This is a genomic window from Devosia sp. A16 (assembly GCF_001402915.1).
In the GTDB taxonomy this organism is placed as follows: Bacteria; Pseudomonadota; Alphaproteobacteria; order Rhizobiales; family Devosiaceae; genus Devosia_A.
Genome location: NZ_CP012945.1, coordinates 730,846 through 745,278, shown reverse-complemented (window position 1 = coordinate 745,278; position 14,433 = coordinate 730,846). Strand labels below are relative to the sequence as shown.

Genomic DNA, 14,433 nt, shown 5'->3' with positions numbered 1-14,433 from the left:
GGTGGCGGCCGGGGCCCGCCGCATACCCGCGGTCAGCTCAAGTGTAAGCGTCCTTGATGGCGGCGAACACGAAGCAAAGCAGCAGAATGAACAGCAGCACCCCCGAGGCGGCGGAGCAGGTGGCGGCGCTCCTGCCTCCGTTGCACCCGTCTGGCGATCTCCGTGACCGCCTCGTAGAGGCCGGGGCTGCGGCTATAGATGGCGTCCATCGCCGCTTTGCGCTCGGCGGCGGTCCGGGCCGCAACCTGCTCCGGGGTCATGCGGGGCGTGTCGCGGGTTGCTTCGACGACCAGGGCTTCGATCTCACGCACCAGCTCGTCGTCGTTCATCGCGCGCCGAGCCCCACGCTCCGGAACAGGGCCGCCGTCATTTCCGGCTCGACGATCACGCGAGGGGTGGTCGAGAGCTGGTCGATGTAGACGATGCGCCAGAACTGGGTGCCGGCCTGCGCGGCATGGACGGTCGCCGGGTAACCGGCGGGCGTCGTCTGACCGTGGGCCGTCCAGACTCCCGGCAGGTTCGACATCGACCAATCGCCCAGTCCGATGGTGGCGCTCACCCCCTTCGCCAGCGCCGGGAGATAATCCTTGATGCCGAGGTTCGGCAGGCTCTCAGCCGCCAGAATGGCGACGAGGCCGGTCTCCACCTGGGTGAAACCATAGAGGGTGCCGCCGTCGGGGCCGGCAAAGGCCTCGTAGCTCCAACCACCGGGGATGGTGGTGGAGATGTGGGTGGCGGGGTTGGACCAGCTGGTGGGGCGCGCGATTCCGCCGGGTGAGGAGAGGGCGGGCGAGGACTGGGAAACGAACGCCGGATCGGAGGGCGCCGGGCTGCCGCTGAACATGCCGCTGCGTTCCACCGCGGCCAGCGCGGCCACGCCGACATAGAGCAGCAGGGCAAACAGAATGCCCAGGGTGCGGCGAAGGCGGCTTTGCGAATAGGCGCGGACGCTGACGCGACCGAGGTCGTAGGCGGTTGGCGCGCCACGCAGCACACGGCGGAAGGCCGGTATCATGGTGAAGAAATTGAGCAGCGGGATGTACAGCGCCATCCCCTGGAACCAGACGCGGAACTCGCGGACGATGTTGCCGCCCCAGCCGAAATACCTGTCGGGGTCATTGGGCTCGGCTCGGATGGCGAAAATGGCCTTGCCCAGCGAGTTGCCGAACAGCGTGATGATGATGGCATTGGTGAGGAAGGCCGACGGAAACAGCCAGATCAGGATCGCTGTCGGGTTTGCGAGGTGGATGCTAGAGAAATATCGAGGGTTCACCGCAGGCAGCACCCCATAGACACCGACGGACAACGCCGAGATGATGATGATCATGTCGATGGAGCGCGCGAAGTAACGCGTCCACGGCCCCGCCAGAACCGGCGCAGCCGTGGCGGCAGTGAAGTGGGAGGTTGTGACCCGCGTGTCGCCATCTTGGCGGCCGGCGCGCCCATCGTCCGCCAGGCGCTCGGCGCCGAGCACGTCGTCGTCGGCGCCATAGTCCGCTGCTTTGCGTTGCGCCCGCGGCAGCGGCGGCGGCAGGCCGGCATCGGCCAGCTGTGCGAACTCGTCAGTATCGGCGAGCGGCGTCCACTCGGCAAAGCCCTTGCGCCAGACTAACGTATCCCCCGCAACCTCGCCGGTAGCGAACAGGTCTTCGATGTCATCTTCGGAATGCGGCCCGACCGCGGCGCCATCAGCCGAATAGTACCACTGCATTGCCAACTCCCCCATTTGCTCCAGCGCGGCGCGCGTCAGCCGATAGCGCGTTGCATGGTGTAGGCGGCGAGGAACAGGGCCATCAGGAGCCACGCCACCCCCGCCACGCGGCGCGCTCGACGATGGCGTCGCATGCGCTCGAACCTCTCGACGACGTCGTTCACCGCCAGATAGAGGCTGGGAACGCGGCGATACAGGACGTCTGCTGCCGTCTTCCGCTCCGCCGCGGCGAGCGCCGCAACCTGCTCCCGCGTCAGGCGGGGCGTGTCGCGGGTCGCTTCGACGACCAGGGCCTCCATGCCTCGCACCAACTGGTCGTCGTTCACTGTGCGCCGATCCCCGCGCTGCGGAACAGCGCGGCGCTCATCACCGTGTCGCTGATCTCGCGGGGGGTGGTCGAGCGCTCGTTGACATAGACGATGCGCCAGTACTGGGTGCCGTTCCGTGCGGCGTAAACGGTGCTGGCGTAGCCGCTTGGAAGCATCTGGCCGCTGGCTTTCCAGACGCCCGGCAGGTTCGACATCGACCAGGCGCCAAGCGTAGCGTTGGCGCCGAGATTGCTGGTGACGGCGGCGGTGTAGGCCGCCATGTCGCCGCCCTCGAAGGTTTCCACCACAAAGAAGGCTGCGATGCCGATCCCGGCGTTGCCGAAGCCGTGCAGCGTGGTGCCGTCGGGTCCGGGCAGCGCTTCGTATTGCCAGCCGGCGGGGATGGTGGTCGTGATCTGAGTGGTGGGGTGGGTCCAGTTGCTGGGCTGTGCGAGGGCGTCTTGCTGGGCGCGTTCCATGCCGTTGAGCGCGAAGATGCCGAGATAGAGCAGCATGCCCAACACCATCCCCAGTGTGCTGCGCAACTGACTATTGGAGTATGAGCGCACCGCAGCGCGGCCGATATCATACGGCGCCGGCTTGCCGCTGCCGACCGCCCGGTAGGCCGGTACCATGGTGAACAGGTTGAACACGGGAATGCCGAGCGCCAGCCCCCGCAGCCACACCGTGAACTCGCGCTTCAGGGTGCCGCCGAAGCCAAAGCGCTGCCGGCCGTCGATGGGTTCTGCCCGGATGGCGAAGATGGCCTTGCCCAGGGAATTGCCGCAGAGGGTGATGATGCCGGCATTGATGAAGAGCGCCAGCGGCAAGAGCAGGAGCGCCACTGCTCCCGGTTGGGCGTTGTAGAGATCGAGCGCCAGCTGGGGGCTGATCGAGGGCAGTACCAGGTAGAGGCCGGTGACGAGAAGCGACAGGATGATGGTGAGATCAATCGAGCGCGCGAAATAGCGCTCCCACGGGCCGGCGAGCCTTGGCCCCGCCGACGCTGCGGCCGGTTCGAACGCCGGCTCATCGTCGTCCTCGTCGTGATCGTCGGCAGTGGCGACGCGCGCATCGTCATCGGCATGGCGAGTATCGAGCGGCGCCTCGCCCCCGCCGTCTTGCGCCATTGCTTGCCGGTACGCCTCAGGTGGGGCCGGCGGCGCCTCGGTATCTGCCAGATGGGCGAATTCCTCAGTATCGCCGAGCGCCACCCAGTCGGCCAGACCTTTGCGCCAGACCAGTGTATCCGACGTAATCTGACGGGCGACGAACAGATCTTCGATATCGGCTGCCGAACGCGGCCCCACTGCAGCGCCGTCAGCCGAATAGTACCATTGCATGATGAACTCCCCCAAGCCGGAAGGATCGTTACATGGTCCCGAGGCGGCTGTCATCAGTATGTTTCTGTTTTGTTCCCAAGAGTAACCAGTCGTGATTGTTCGGCGGCCTTGAGCATCACCATTGGGTCAATCGGTATGGCGCGATCGGTGAAGCGCCTTACCGTACCGGCTCCGCCGCCAGCAGTTGCTCCAGCACGGCAAAACTCGGCTCCTCCATCTGCGCCACGTTGAAGCGCATGAAGCCGGCGGCCGCCTGGGCAGCGCTGAAGGCGTTGCCGGGGGCGAGCACCATGCCGTGCGCCAGCGCGGCGCGGGCGAGATCGGCGCTGTCGCGGCCGTCGGGCAGGGTGCACCACAGGAACATGCCGGCGCGGGGCTCGATGGCGGGGACGATGCCGAGCTGCCTGAGCCGGTCGCCGACGGCGCGGCGGGCCCGCTCCAGCCGCTGCCGCAGCGCCTCGGCGTGGCGGTGGAAACGACCGTCGCTCAGCACGGCATGGACCAGCTCCTCGTTCAGCCGGGCGCCGCCGAACATGGTGGCGATCTTGAGGTCGAGCAGGGGCTCGAGCCACTCGCGCCGGGCGGCGATGAAGCCGCAGCGCAGCGAAGCCGAAAGCGTTTTCGAGAAGCTGCCGATCTCGATCACCCGCTCGAGCCCGTCGAAGCCGGCGAGGCGCGGCGCCGGGCTGTGCTCGAAAATCGGCGAAGATATCGTCTTCGACGATGGTGAGCCCGTGCTGGTCGGCAAGCTTCAGCACGCGATGCGCGGTGACCGGCGAGAGCGTCGCGCCGGTGGGGTTATGGACGGCCGAATTGGTGATGTAGAGGCGCGGGCGTTCGGCCGCGAGCACGGTGGCGAAGGCCGCGATATCGGGGCCGCTCGCCGTGTAGGGCACGCTCACCACCCGTACCCGATGGGCCCGCAGCAGCGCCTGGAAGTTGAAGTAGCAGGGATCGTCGACCAGCACGGTGTCGCCCGGCTCGAGGAGGAAGCGGCAGATCAGGTCGATCGCCTGGGTGCCGCTTTCGGTGAGGATGATCTGGTCGGGCGCCGCCTCGACGCCGCGCTCACCCAGCCGCCGGCTGATCAGCCGGCGCAGCGGCAGCAGGCCAAGCGGCGCGCCGTAATTGGCCAGCGCCTCGATGCCGCCGCGCGACACGGTGCGCAGCGCGCGCCTGAGGCTCTGCTCGGCCATCCAGCCGGCCGGCAGCCAGCCGCAGCCGGGCTTGGGCACGGCATCGTCGGCCTCGAGCGACTGGCGCGACACCCAGAGCGGATCGATGGCCCGATCGCGTTTCGGCTCCACCGCCGAGAGCTGCATCGGCGCCAGTTGCGGCGCGACGTAAAAGCCCGAGCCAGGCCGCGAGACGATGGCGCCCGCCGCCGCCAGCCGGTTATAGGCCTCGACCACCGTCGAAACCGAGACGCCGGCCGAGCGGGCGAAGCCGCGCAGCGAGGGCAGCCGCGCGCCCGCGACGAGGCTGCGCGCCGCGATCCGCCCGCTGATGGTGGCCATCACCTGCTCGATCCGGCTTGGCTGTGCTGTGTCCGTGACCATAACAGTATGTTCCAAGTGTACTGGACTGTAGCTGGCGCGCCCGGCACGGACAATCGATAAGGCCCGCGTCGAGAAGCGAGGCGTGCGAATGGAACGGTCGACCAGCGGCTGGATCAACGGGCTGATCGGGGTGATGATCTTTTCGGGCTCGCTCCCGGCCACCCGGGTGGCGGTGCAGGCGTTCGATCCGGTGTTCCTGACGGTGGCCCGCGCCGGCATTGCCGGGCTGGTGGGCCTGGGCCTGCTGCTGGCGTTCCGGCAGCGGCGGCCGGCGGCGGCCGACCTCGGCTCGCTCGCTATCGTCGCCCTGGGCGTGGTGGTGGGCTTTCCGCTGCTGACGGCGCTGGCGCTGCAGCATGTCACCTCGGCGCATTCCATCGTCTTCATCGGGCTGTTGCCGCTGGCGACGGCGATCTTCGGGGTGGTGCGCGGCGGCGAACGGCCGAAGCCGGCGTTCTGGGCGTTCTCGCTCGCCGGGAGCCTCTTGGTCGCCGGCTTTGCGCTGATGCAGGGCGGCGCGACCAGCCCGCTCGGCGACGGGCTGATGCTGGGGGCGATCATCGTCTGCGGGCTCGGCTATGCGGAGGGCGCAAAGCTGTCGCGCCGGCTGGGCGGCTGGCAGGTGATCTCGTGGGCGCTGGTGCTGGCGCTGCCGCTGATGGCGGTGCTGTGCGTCATCTGGTGGCCCGCTTCGTTCGCCGCGGTCACCGCGCCGGCCTGGCTGAGCCTCGGCTATGTGTCGCTGTTCAGCATGCTGATCGGCTTCGTGTTCTGGTATCGCGGCCTCGCGCAGGGCGGCATCGCCGCGGTCGGGCAGCTGCAGCTGCTGCAACCGTTCTTTGGGCTGGCGCTGGCGGCGGGCCTCCTCGGTGAGGCGGTGACGCCTGCCATGCTGCTGGTGACGCTGGCGGTGATCGGGTGCGTGGTCGGGGCGCGGCGGTTCGGGACGTGAGGGGCCCACCGCAACGAAGTGTAGCGCGACCTGAGCGTAGCGAGGGGCGATTGAGGATGCGGAGAGAACCGCTCATCCGGCCTTCGGCCACCTCGCGGCGAGGGCTTCGCCCCCGTCCGCTGACCACAAGGGGGGAAGGCACTCCAACTACTGTCGGTGCTTCATATGCGATTGCCGCCTCTTGAGGCAGGGCTATCGCATATGAACAGGCACCGGGCTCTCAGTGGTCCTCCACCGCGCAGCGGGGGAGGGGGACCAGCGAAGCTGGTGGAGGGGGCGGCCACAAGTACCGGCGCTTCCCGCCGCCCCCTCCACCGCCTGCGGCGGTCCCCCTCCCCCGTTTCACGGTGGAGGAGCACCGAGAGGGCAGTGCGCCATGTCATATGCGACTGCCGCCACTTGAGGGGAGGGAATGAGGGAGGGGTGGTGCAGTGATCACCGATGGACCCCCACCCCCAGCCCCTCCCCTCAAGGGGGAGGGGGGCTCCTCACCTGCGCATCTTGCGCTCCAGCAGCCGCCGCTCCGCCTCGAGCCGGACCAGCGGCAACGCGCGGGCGTAGGCGGCCTCGGCTTCGGCCTTGCAGCCCAGGCGGTCGAGCAGGTCGGCGCGGGCGGCGTGGAGCGGCCAGTAGCCGTCGAGCGCGCCGCCGGCGGCCAGGGCGTCGACCAGCTGCAGCGCCCGCTCAGGGCCATCGACCATCGACAGCGCCGCCGCCGCGTTGAGCTCGACCACCGGCGAAGGGGTGAGGCGCAGCAGCACCTGATAGAGTCCGGAAATCTGCGGCCAATCGGTTGCGGCAAAGCTCGGTGCATCGGCATGGAGCGCCGCGATTGCCGCCTGCACGCCATAGGGGCCGATGCGGCGCGGCCGCGCCAGCGCCCGCTCGACCAGAGCCTTGCCCTCGGCGATCGCCGCGCGGTCCCAGCTGCTGCGATCCTGCTCCTCGAGCAGCAGCAATTCGCCGGCGCCGTCGCTGCGCCCGCCGAGCCGCGCGAAGTGCAGCAGCATCAGCGCCAGCAGCCCGGCGATCTCCGGCTCGCCCGGCAGCAGCTGGTCGAGCAGCCGGCCGAGCCGGATCGCCTCGGCGCAGAGTTCGGGCCGGAAAGTGGCGGTGCCGGCGCTCGGGGCATAGCCCTCGGTGAACACCAGGTAGACCACCGCCAGCACGCCGGCGAGCCGCTCGGCGAGGTGCTCGCGCTCGGGCACTTCATAGGGAATGGCGGCGTCGCGGATCTTCGATTTGGCGCGCACCAGGCGCTGCGCCATGGTCTCCTCGCCGACGAGGAAGATGCTGGCCACCGCCGCGGTCGAGAGCCCGCACACGGTGCGCAGCGTCAGCGCCACCCGGGTTTCGAGCGCCAGGGCCGGGTGGCAGCAGGTGAAGATCAGGCGCAGCCGATCGTCCTCGATCTCCTCGAGGTCCTGAGGCGCGGCGGCAATGGCACTCTCGGCCGCCAGCGTCTTCAGCTTGCCGCGCAGGGTGACGCGGCGGCGGATGCGGTCGATGGCCTTGTGGCGGCCGGTATTGACCAGCCAGGCGCGCGGATTGTCGGGCAGCCCCATCTGCGGCCAGCGCAGTAGCGCCGCCTCGAAGGCATCCTGAGCGCCTTCCTCGGCCAGTTCGAAATCGCCGACGAGGCGGATGAGCGTGGCCAGCACGCGCCCCGCCTCGTGGCGATAGACCGCTTCGATGTCGGCTCGGTCGATCAGGTTGGTCACTCAGTACTGGCGGGCCAGGCTGTCGATCGGGCGGACTTCCACCGCGCCGGAGCCGAACGGGATCTTGCCGGCGATCGCCAGGGCCTCGTCGAGGTCTTTCGCCTCGACGATGTAGTAGCCGCTGAGCTGCTCGCGCGTTTCGGCGAAGGGGCCGTCGGTGGTCATCGACTTGCCGTCGCCGCGGCGAATGGTGGTGGCGGTGCTCGAGGGCTTCAGCTTGTCGCCGCCCTTGAGGTGGCCGCTCCTCACGATATCCTGGGTGAAGCGCGCATAGGCCTCGCCCATGGCCTTGCCCTGTTCGGGCGTCGCCGAACCCATCGCCGCCTCGTCGCCATAGATCATCAGCAGGTACTGCATGGTCGTCTCCATCTGTTGGCAGTTGCTACCGGCGATCGGTCGAACAGGGCAGAGCCGGGATCGACAAACGGGCCGAGATTATTTTCGTCCCCCGGGCTGAAGGCGATCCTACCCATCGCCGCGGGCCGCGCTCAAGCCGGCATCGACCGCGCCTGCCGACCGCCAGAGACATGCCGCTCCCCATCAGCTTGGTGTCAGGTGGGGATGCTATGGCTCGGGTGCCAAACATGGAACGCCGATGAACCATACGTCCAGCAGGGGGCTCATGACGGCCACGTCGCCGCACCCGGCGCCGGAGGGCGGCCGATGAACATCGTCTGGTTTTTCGTCGGCCTGGCGGTGATCGGCGCGATCTGGGCGATCGCCGACGCCGTGCTCGGCCGGCGGCGCCCGAGCCTCGTCGACGAAGCGCTGTTCGAGCGCTATGTGCGGGCGCTCGAGCCGGCGCTCGGCTGGGACGGCCCGCCGCTCGCGTTGACCGGCAAGCTGCGGCGCACGGCACGCCAGCATTGGAACCGGCTGCGCCGCTCGGCGCTGGCCGGCGAGCTGGTCGAGCCGCGGCTGCACCTGAGGCCGGTGAGCCGGGCCATCGTCGACCAGCTGCCGGCGCGCCTCAGGGCCGCCTGGCTGCTGCGGCCACCGCGCGAGCAGGACGAGCTGGCTGAGCAGGCCTATCTCGCCGCCATCTCCCTCGCCATGGTCGAGGCCGGCGGGGCGCAGTGACGCCGCGGTCGCGGCTGCTGTTGCCCGGAACCCTCCGCCCACCCAACCCGCAACAAGGAACAACCTTCCCATGCCTGATCCAGGTCGAAGTCCCGCCGAGGCCGGCAGCATTGCCTGCCGGCCCTCGGCAAACCGTTCCGCCGGTGCAGCCGCGTTGCCCCCGCAAGGGCGCGCCGCGCCCCTGCCGCACGCCCGCGTCAACGGGTCCGTGGCGTCCCGATGATCTTCGAATGGATGTCCGACCCCGCCGCCTGGGCGGGCCTCGGCACGTTGATCCTGCTCGAGATCGTGCTCGGGATCGACAACCTGGTATTCATCGCCATCCTCGCCGACAAGCTGCCCGAGCATCAGCGCAACCGCGCCCGCGTGGTCGGGCTGTCGCTGGCGCTGCTCATGCGGCTTACGCTGCTTGCCTCGATGGCGTGGATCGTGACGCTGACCACGCCGCTGTTCAGCGTCCTGGGGCTCGGCTTTTCCGGCCGCGACCTGATCCTGCTGTCGGGCGGCGCGTTCCTGCTCGCCAAGGGCACCATGGAGCTGCATGAGCGGCTCGAGGGGCGCACCGAGCCCAGACCGGGCAAGCTGGGGCACGCGGTGTTCTGGCAGGTGCTGGTGCAGATCGTGGTGCTCGATGCGGTGTTCTCGCTCGACAGCGTCATCACTGCCGTCGGTATGGTCGAGGAATTGTCGATCATGATGATCGCGATGATCGTCGCCGTGCTCGCCATGCTGGCGCTGTCGAAGCCGCTGATGGCGTTCGTCTCGCGGCACCCTACGGTGGTGATCCTCTGCCTCGGCTTCCTGATGATGATCGGCTTCTCGCTGCTGGTCGAAGGGTTCGGCTATCACCTGCCCAAGGGCTACCTCTATGCGGCGATCGGCTTTTCGGTGCTGATCGAGGCGTTCAACCAGCTGGCCCGCCGCAATCGCGAAAAGCGGCTCAGGACCTCGGACCTGAGGCAGCGCACCGCCGATGCGGTGCTGGCCCTGCTCGGCGGCCGGCGCGGCGAGGTGAGCCTGGGCGAAACCGCCGACGTCATCGTCGAAGCGGCGGCGAGCCGGGCGCTGTTCGCCCGTGAGGAGACCGCCATGATCCAGGGCGTGCTCGGGCTCGCCGACCGGCCGGTACTGTCGGTGATGACGCCGCGCGGCGCCATCGACTGGCTCGACATCGAGGACGATGCGGCCCGCCTCAGGGCCAAGATCCTCGAGATCGGCCATTCGCGCTTTCCCATCGGGCGCGGCAGCCTCGATACGCTGCTCGGCGTCGCGCTGGCCAAGGACCTGCTGCGCGACCTGCTCGATACCGGCTCGATCGACCTCAACCGCTCGCTCAAGCAGCCGCTGATCGTCCACGAAGGCGCGAGCGTGCTCAAGCTGATCGAGCAGTTGCGCCGCCAGCCCATGCAGATGGCGGCGGTGGTCGACGAGTACGGGGCGCTGCAGGGGCTGGCGACGCCGACCGATATTCTCGAGGCCATTGCCGGCGAGTTTCCCGATGCGGACGAGCTGCCGGCCGAGCCGGTGCGGACCGAGGATGGCGGCTGGCTGCTGGCCGGGGCGACGGACGTGCGGCTGGCGGCGAGCCTGCTCGAGGCCGAGCTGGTCGACGATGCCGATCGCTACACCACGCTTGCCGGCTTCGTGCTCTGGCAGGTCGACCACATCCCCGGCCGCGGCGAGGTGGTGGTGGCGGCGGGGCTGGCCTTCGAGGTGGTGGAGGCGCGGGGCGGGCAGATCGTCATGCTCAAGGTCACCCGTCCACCGGGCGGCACGGGAGCGGGGAGCTGACCGGCGTGGACATCGTCAACGACTATGTGCTGGGGCTGGCGGCCTCGCCCTGGATCTACCTCATCGCCTTCGGGCTGATCGCGGTGGACGGGTTCTTTCCGCCATTCCCCAGCGAATCCGTGGTGGTGGCGCTGGCGGCGCTCTCGGCCGCCGGCCGCGGTCCCGATATCGGGTTGCTGCTGGCGGCCGCCGCGGCCGGAGCGATCGCCGGGGACAATGTCGCCTATCTCGGCGGGCGGGCGATCGGCCGGGGCCGGCTGCTGCAGTTGCGGTTCAGGCCGTTGGTCCGGCTGGTCGGCTGGGCCGAGGCGGGCCTTGCGGCGCGGCCGGGTACGCTGTTCCTCGCGGCGCGCTACGTTCCGCTGGGGCGGTTCGGCGTCAACCTCACGGCCGGGGCGGTGGAGTATCCGTTCCGGCACTTCCTGCCCTGGTCCGTCGCCGCCGGCGCCAGCTGGGCCGCCTATACGGTGGCGGTGGGGTTCGCTGCCGGCAAGTGGTTCGAAGCCGAGCCGCTCGTCGGCATGCTCGTCGCCATCGGCGTCGCGTTCGCGCTGGGCTGGCTGCTCGATCTGGCGATCGGGCTGGTCCGGAGGCGCAGGGTCGGCGCTGGGCGGCGGCAACGGGATCAGTGAGGCAGGGCGCGGCACTGGCAGACTTGCCGCGCCCGCATCGGAGGGTGTCAATGGGCGCCGGTCGAGGAGACAGAGTTGAGAATATTGCTGGTCGAAGATCACCGCTCGCTGTCCGAGATGATCAAGGAGCATCTCGAACGGTCGGGCTTCGACGTCGATGCGGTGTCGACCGCCGAGGACGCGGTGCATTATTGGCGCTCCACCCGCTATGACGGGGTGGTGCTCGATCTGGGCCTGCCGGATGGCGACGGCATGGAGGTGCTCGGCACCCTGGCGCGCGGCGAGAGCGACCATGCCGCGCCGGTGGTGATCCTGACGGCGCGCGACGATCTCGACAGCCGGCTGCGCGGGCTCAATGGCGGCGCCGACGATTATCTCACCAAGCCCTTCGACCTGCTCGAGCTCGAAGCGCGGCTGCGCGTCATCATGCGCCGCCCCGGCCTGCGCAAGGCCGATGTCGTCAGCTTCGGCGACCTGACCTACGATGTGGGGCGCTGGCAGGCGCGGGCCGGGGCGCGCAGCATCGACCTCGCCAAAAAGGAGTTCGCGCTGCTCGAGGAACTGATGCGGGCGGCACCCGGCATCGTGGTCAAGGACCGGCTCGAGGATCGCGTCTATGCGTTCGAGCCGGTGACGGCGAACGCCATCGAGGCCATCGTCTACCGGGTGCGGCGCAAGCTCGCCGCCGCCGGCTCGACCGTGCGGGTCGAAACGGTGCGCGGGATCGGCTACCGCATGGTGCTGGGGGCCGGCGATGCGGCGGCTCGCTAGAGCGCTGGGCGCGCGCGTTCGCCGCTTCGGCGCAATGGCGAAGCTCTCGAGCCTGCGCAGCCGGCTGATGCTGGTGATGGCGGTGGTGTTCGCGCTCGGCGTCGGCAACGTCATGATCTACCTGCTCGATCTCGACAAGGACATCCGCGCCCATGTGCTGAACGAGCAGATCGACACCCTTGTCGCCCGGGCGCCGGGCGATGCCGGAGGCGAGCCGCTCGACGAGCTGCCGCTGTCGTTCTCGGAATCGAGCTGGCGCTACTCGCTGTACAGCGCCGACGGCAGGCTGCTGGGGGTGCAGCCGAAAGGCAGCGATCCCTTGCCGTTCATGGCGCCGCGCGCCCCGCCGCCCCTCACCGCCGACGTGATGGATGCGCGCCAGCTCAAGGATGGCAGCGTATTGGTGGTGCGCCGCAACGACTGGGGCGAGTGCGAGGAACTGTGCCAGATCATGCGGGGCAGGGTGGCGGGCTCTACCGTGGCGCTCATCGCGCTGGGCATCGCCTCGATCGTCGCCATGGCGGGGCTCGCCGGCTGGATGCTGAGTTCGGTGCGGCGCGCCGCGGCGCTGGCCGGCACCATCGGGCGGGATCACCCCGACCGCCGCATCCCGATCGGCGAGCTGCCTGCCGAAATCGTGCCGCTGGCGCGTGCCGCCAATGACGCGTTCGACCGGCTGGCCGGCGCCTATGAGAGCGAGCGGCGCTTTACCTCAGATGCGGCGCACGAGCTCAGGACGCCGCTCGCCGTGCTCGACCTCAGGCTGCAGAAGGCGCGCCGCTCCGAGCGGCCCGATTGGGAGGCCATCGCCGGCGACATGCGGCAGATGCAGCACCTGGTGGATCAATTGCTGGCGCTGGCGCGGGCCGAGCAGGCAAACCTCTCCGACGAGCTCGCCGCGCCGGTCTCGGCGGCGCGGCTGGCGCGCGAGGCGGTGGCGGACATGCTGCCGGCCTTCGAAGCCGCGCAGCGGCCGATCGAGATCGAGGTCGAGGAGGGGCTGGCGGTGCCGGCCGGGCGCGACCTGTTGCGCCAGGCGCTGAGGAACCTGCTCGACAATGCCATCCGCCACGGCCGCGGCACGACGCGGGTAACGGTGCGCCAGGCCGGCGACGGCATGGTCGAGATCGGAGTCGGCGACGACGGGCCGGCAGTGAGCCCGGCGGCGGCCGAGATGCTGTTCGACCGGTTCCGGAAGGGCCGGCAGCATTCGGCCGGCTCGGGGCTGGGGCTCGCCATCGTGCGCAGCATCTGCCGCCGGCTGGGCGGCGACGCCGAGGCCGGCCCCGGCCCTGGCTTTACGGTGGTGCTGCGGCTGCCGGCGGCCGGAACGCAGAAGGGCTGAGACTTGGTGTTGTTTCCCCGAAAGCGGGGGCCTCCGCGCCGGAAGCAGAGGTTGCCGCTTTCGCGGTAATGACCCGATGGGTGGCCGCGGCCAACCCGGCACCTGGCCGATGCCGCGCCGGATGGTCGGCATTTGCATCGAATTTTCGGGGCCAGTCGAAGCTTATGACAAAACCCGCCGGGCTTGTGTCGTCCACCAGACCAACCGAGCAGCGAGGATCCCGATGCGCCACGCCCTTTGTCTTGTCGCCGCGATGGCGGTGGTGATCTTCGGCCTCGCCGGGGGCGGCACGTCGCAGGCGGCGGGCGTCACCGTGCCGCTCGGGTTCCGCATGATGTGCATCAAGACGCCCGAGGAGTGCCTGGGCGGCGGGGCCAGCCATGTCGAGGCCAGCGACGACGTCATGGCGACGCTGAAGCGGGTCAACGCGCACGTCAACCGCGCCATAACCCCTGAGGCGGGCGGCCCGGTCATCTGGCGGGTCGGCGTCGCCGCCGGCGATTGCGACGAATATGCCGCAACCAAGCGCAACCTCTTGATCCGCGCCGGCATCCCGGCCAGCGCCATCCGCTTCGCCTATGTCAAGGTGCGCGGCGAGGGGCATGCCATCGTGGTGGTGCGGACCAGCAGGGGCGATTACGTGCTCGACAACCTGCACCGCTCAGTCCGTCCGCTGGCGCAGACCGGCTATCGCATCATTTCGATGTCGGGCGCCGATCCGCGGGCATGGAGCGCCTACGCCGGCTGACGAGCTCGGGCCATCAGGTTGGTGTCAGCTTCCGGCTGTAGGGTCAAAAGCGTCGACGGGCGACGCGCGCGGCGAGGCCCCGAACTCGCAACGCGGCGCGGGCGCACCCGGACGGGCCGCCGATGGTTGCGCATCGGCGGCCAGCATTCCCTCGCGCTGGAGGCGTCCATGCCAGACTATGACGACATGGTTCCCGCATTCGAAGCAGCCGTCGCCTCGCTGCGCGAGACCTACGGCCCGAGCCTCGCCCTGCTCGAGGTCGAGATGACGGTGGAGCGCACCTCGGTGCAGATCGAGGTGACGCTGGCGCCCAAAGGTGGCGAGCCGGTGCCGCATACGGTCAAGATGGGCTCGTTCACCGCCACGCGCCTGCCCGAGCGGCTGGCCTATCTCAGGGCCGCCATGGACCATATCGCCCGGCTGATCGACGATACCCTGGTGCATCAGGGCGCGGCGGCGCCCGGCTCCTGAG

14 protein-coding genes and 1 pseudogene are annotated in these 14,433 nt (G+C 69.5%); 8 read left to right on the top strand and 7 right to left on the bottom strand.

The features are described 5' to 3' along the window. Positions 1–32: 32 nt before the first annotated feature. The 5 genes and pseudogenes from APS40_RS03640 to APS40_RS03620 all read right to left on the bottom strand — a co-directional run bounded on the left by APS40_RS03640 (position 33) and on the right by APS40_RS03620 (position 4,921). Positions 33–329 carry a hypothetical protein gene (locus tag APS40_RS03640; RefSeq protein ID WP_055045766.1) on the bottom strand — a complete coding sequence of 99 codons (297 nt, stop codon included), beginning with the start codon at positions 327–329 and terminating at the stop codon, positions 33–35. After that, on the bottom strand, positions 326–1,711 hold the full coding sequence (locus APS40_RS03635) for an RDD family protein (RefSeq protein WP_055045765.1): 1,386 nt from the start codon (positions 1,709–1,711) through the stop codon (positions 326–328). The genes APS40_RS03640 and APS40_RS03635 overlap by 4 nt, the downstream gene beginning before the upstream one ends. 35 nt (positions 1,712–1,746) lie before the next feature. Next, positions 1,747–2,037 carry a hypothetical protein gene (locus tag APS40_RS03630; protein ID WP_055045764.1) on the bottom strand — a complete coding sequence of 97 codons (291 nt, stop codon included), beginning with the start codon at positions 2,035–2,037 and terminating at the stop codon, positions 1,747–1,749. Continuing rightward, positions 2,034–3,362, bottom strand: a complete 1,329-nt coding sequence (locus APS40_RS03625; RefSeq protein ID WP_055045763.1) for an RDD family protein — start codon at positions 3,360–3,362, stop codon at positions 2,034–2,036. The genes APS40_RS03630 and APS40_RS03625 overlap by 4 nt, the downstream gene beginning before the upstream one ends. A 157-nt stretch (positions 3,363–3,519) precedes the next feature. Continuing rightward, a pseudogene (locus tag APS40_RS03620) lies at positions 3,520–4,921 on the bottom strand (aminotransferase-like domain-containing protein). A gap of 88 nt (positions 4,922–5,009) precedes the next feature. On the opposite strand from APS40_RS03620, the gene APS40_RS03615 reads away from it, so the two are divergent. Then, the gene (locus APS40_RS03615; RefSeq protein ID WP_055045762.1) at positions 5,010–5,873 is read left to right on the top strand and encodes a DMT family transporter; all 864 of its coding nucleotides are present in this window, start codon (positions 5,010–5,012) and stop codon (positions 5,871–5,873) included. Between the two features lie 488 nt (positions 5,874–6,361). On the opposite strand, the gene APS40_RS03610 is transcribed toward APS40_RS03615, so the two are convergent. Both APS40_RS03610 and APS40_RS03605 read right to left on the bottom strand, forming a co-directional pair. Then, positions 6,362–7,582, bottom strand: a complete 1,221-nt coding sequence (locus APS40_RS03610; protein ID WP_055049535.1) for an RNA polymerase sigma factor — start codon at positions 7,580–7,582, stop codon at positions 6,362–6,364. Between the two features lie 12 nt (positions 7,583–7,594). Beyond that, positions 7,595–7,951 carry a YciI family protein gene (locus tag APS40_RS03605; protein WP_055045761.1) on the bottom strand — a complete coding sequence of 119 codons (357 nt, stop codon included), beginning with the start codon at positions 7,949–7,951 and terminating at the stop codon, positions 7,595–7,597. A 306-nt stretch (positions 7,952–8,257) separates the two neighbouring features. On the opposite strand from APS40_RS03605, the gene APS40_RS03600 reads away from it, so the two are divergent. From APS40_RS03600 to APS40_RS03570, 7 genes are all read left to right on the top strand, one after another. Next, positions 8,258–8,674: a hypothetical protein gene (locus tag APS40_RS03600; protein WP_055045760.1), complete on the top strand. Its 417-nt coding sequence runs from the start codon at positions 8,258–8,260 to the stop codon at positions 8,672–8,674. A gap of 219 nt (positions 8,675–8,893) precedes the next feature. After that, positions 8,894–10,465: a TerC family protein gene (locus APS40_RS03595; protein ID WP_055045759.1), complete on the top strand. Its 1,572-nt coding sequence runs from the start codon at positions 8,894–8,896 to the stop codon at positions 10,463–10,465. A 5-nt stretch (positions 10,466–10,470) separates the two neighbouring features. After that, positions 10,471–11,097: a DedA family protein gene (locus APS40_RS03590; protein ID WP_055045758.1), complete on the top strand. Its 627-nt coding sequence runs from the start codon at positions 10,471–10,473 to the stop codon at positions 11,095–11,097. A gap of 75 nt (positions 11,098–11,172) precedes the next feature. Continuing rightward, positions 11,173–11,868, top strand: coding sequence for a response regulator transcription factor (locus APS40_RS03585; RefSeq protein WP_197279430.1), 696 nt, complete (start codon positions 11,173–11,175; stop codon positions 11,866–11,868). Then, complete coding sequence (locus tag APS40_RS03580) at positions 11,852–13,213, top strand: sensor histidine kinase (RefSeq protein ID WP_082434169.1); 1,362 nt, start codon at positions 11,852–11,854, stop codon at positions 13,211–13,213. The genes APS40_RS03585 and APS40_RS03580 overlap by 17 nt, the downstream gene beginning before the upstream one ends. 223 nt (positions 13,214–13,436) lie before the next feature. Beyond that, positions 13,437–13,961 carry a transglutaminase-like cysteine peptidase gene (locus APS40_RS03575; RefSeq protein WP_197279429.1) on the top strand — a complete coding sequence of 175 codons (525 nt, stop codon included), beginning with the start codon at positions 13,437–13,439 and terminating at the stop codon, positions 13,959–13,961. 168 nt (positions 13,962–14,129) lie between these two features. Further along, positions 14,130–14,432 (top strand): hypothetical protein, encoded by a 303-nt coding sequence (locus APS40_RS03570; protein ID WP_055045754.1) that lies wholly within the window; start codon positions 14,130–14,132, stop codon positions 14,430–14,432. Position 14,433 lies beyond the last annotated feature (1 nt).

What these genes read in the sequence shown, in the direction of transcription:
- APS40_RS03640 (WP_055045766.1), bottom strand. Translation starts at nt 329, where the DNA reads ATGAACGACGACGAGCTGGTGCGTGAGATCGAAGCCCTGGTCGTCGAA.
- APS40_RS03635 (WP_055045765.1), bottom strand. Translation starts at nt 1,711, where the DNA reads ATGCAGTGGTACTATTCGGCTGATGGCGCCGCGGTCGGGCCGCATTCC.
- APS40_RS03625 (WP_055045763.1), bottom strand. Translation starts at nt 3,362, where the DNA reads ATGCAATGGTACTATTCGGCTGACGGCGCTGCAGTGGGGCCGCGTTCG.
- APS40_RS03615 (WP_055045762.1), top strand. Translation starts at nt 5,010, where the DNA reads ATGGAACGGTCGACCAGCGGCTGGATCAACGGGCTGATCGGGGTGATG.
- APS40_RS03605 (WP_055045761.1), bottom strand. Translation starts at nt 7,951, where the DNA reads ATGCAGTACCTGCTGATGATCTATGGCGACGAGGCGGCGATGGGTTCG.
- APS40_RS03600 (WP_055045760.1), top strand. Translation starts at nt 8,258, where the DNA reads ATGAACATCGTCTGGTTTTTCGTCGGCCTGGCGGTGATCGGCGCGATC.
- APS40_RS03595 (WP_055045759.1), top strand. Translation starts at nt 8,894, where the DNA reads ATGATCTTCGAATGGATGTCCGACCCCGCCGCCTGGGCGGGCCTCGGC.
- APS40_RS03580 (WP_082434169.1), top strand. Translation starts at nt 11,852, where the DNA reads ATGCGGCGGCTCGCTAGAGCGCTGGGCGCGCGCGTTCGCCGCTTCGGC.
- APS40_RS03575 (WP_197279429.1), top strand. Translation starts at nt 13,437, where the DNA reads ATGCGCCACGCCCTTTGTCTTGTCGCCGCGATGGCGGTGGTGATCTTC.
- APS40_RS03570 (WP_055045754.1), top strand. Translation starts at nt 14,130, where the DNA reads ATGCCAGACTATGACGACATGGTTCCCGCATTCGAAGCAGCCGTCGCC.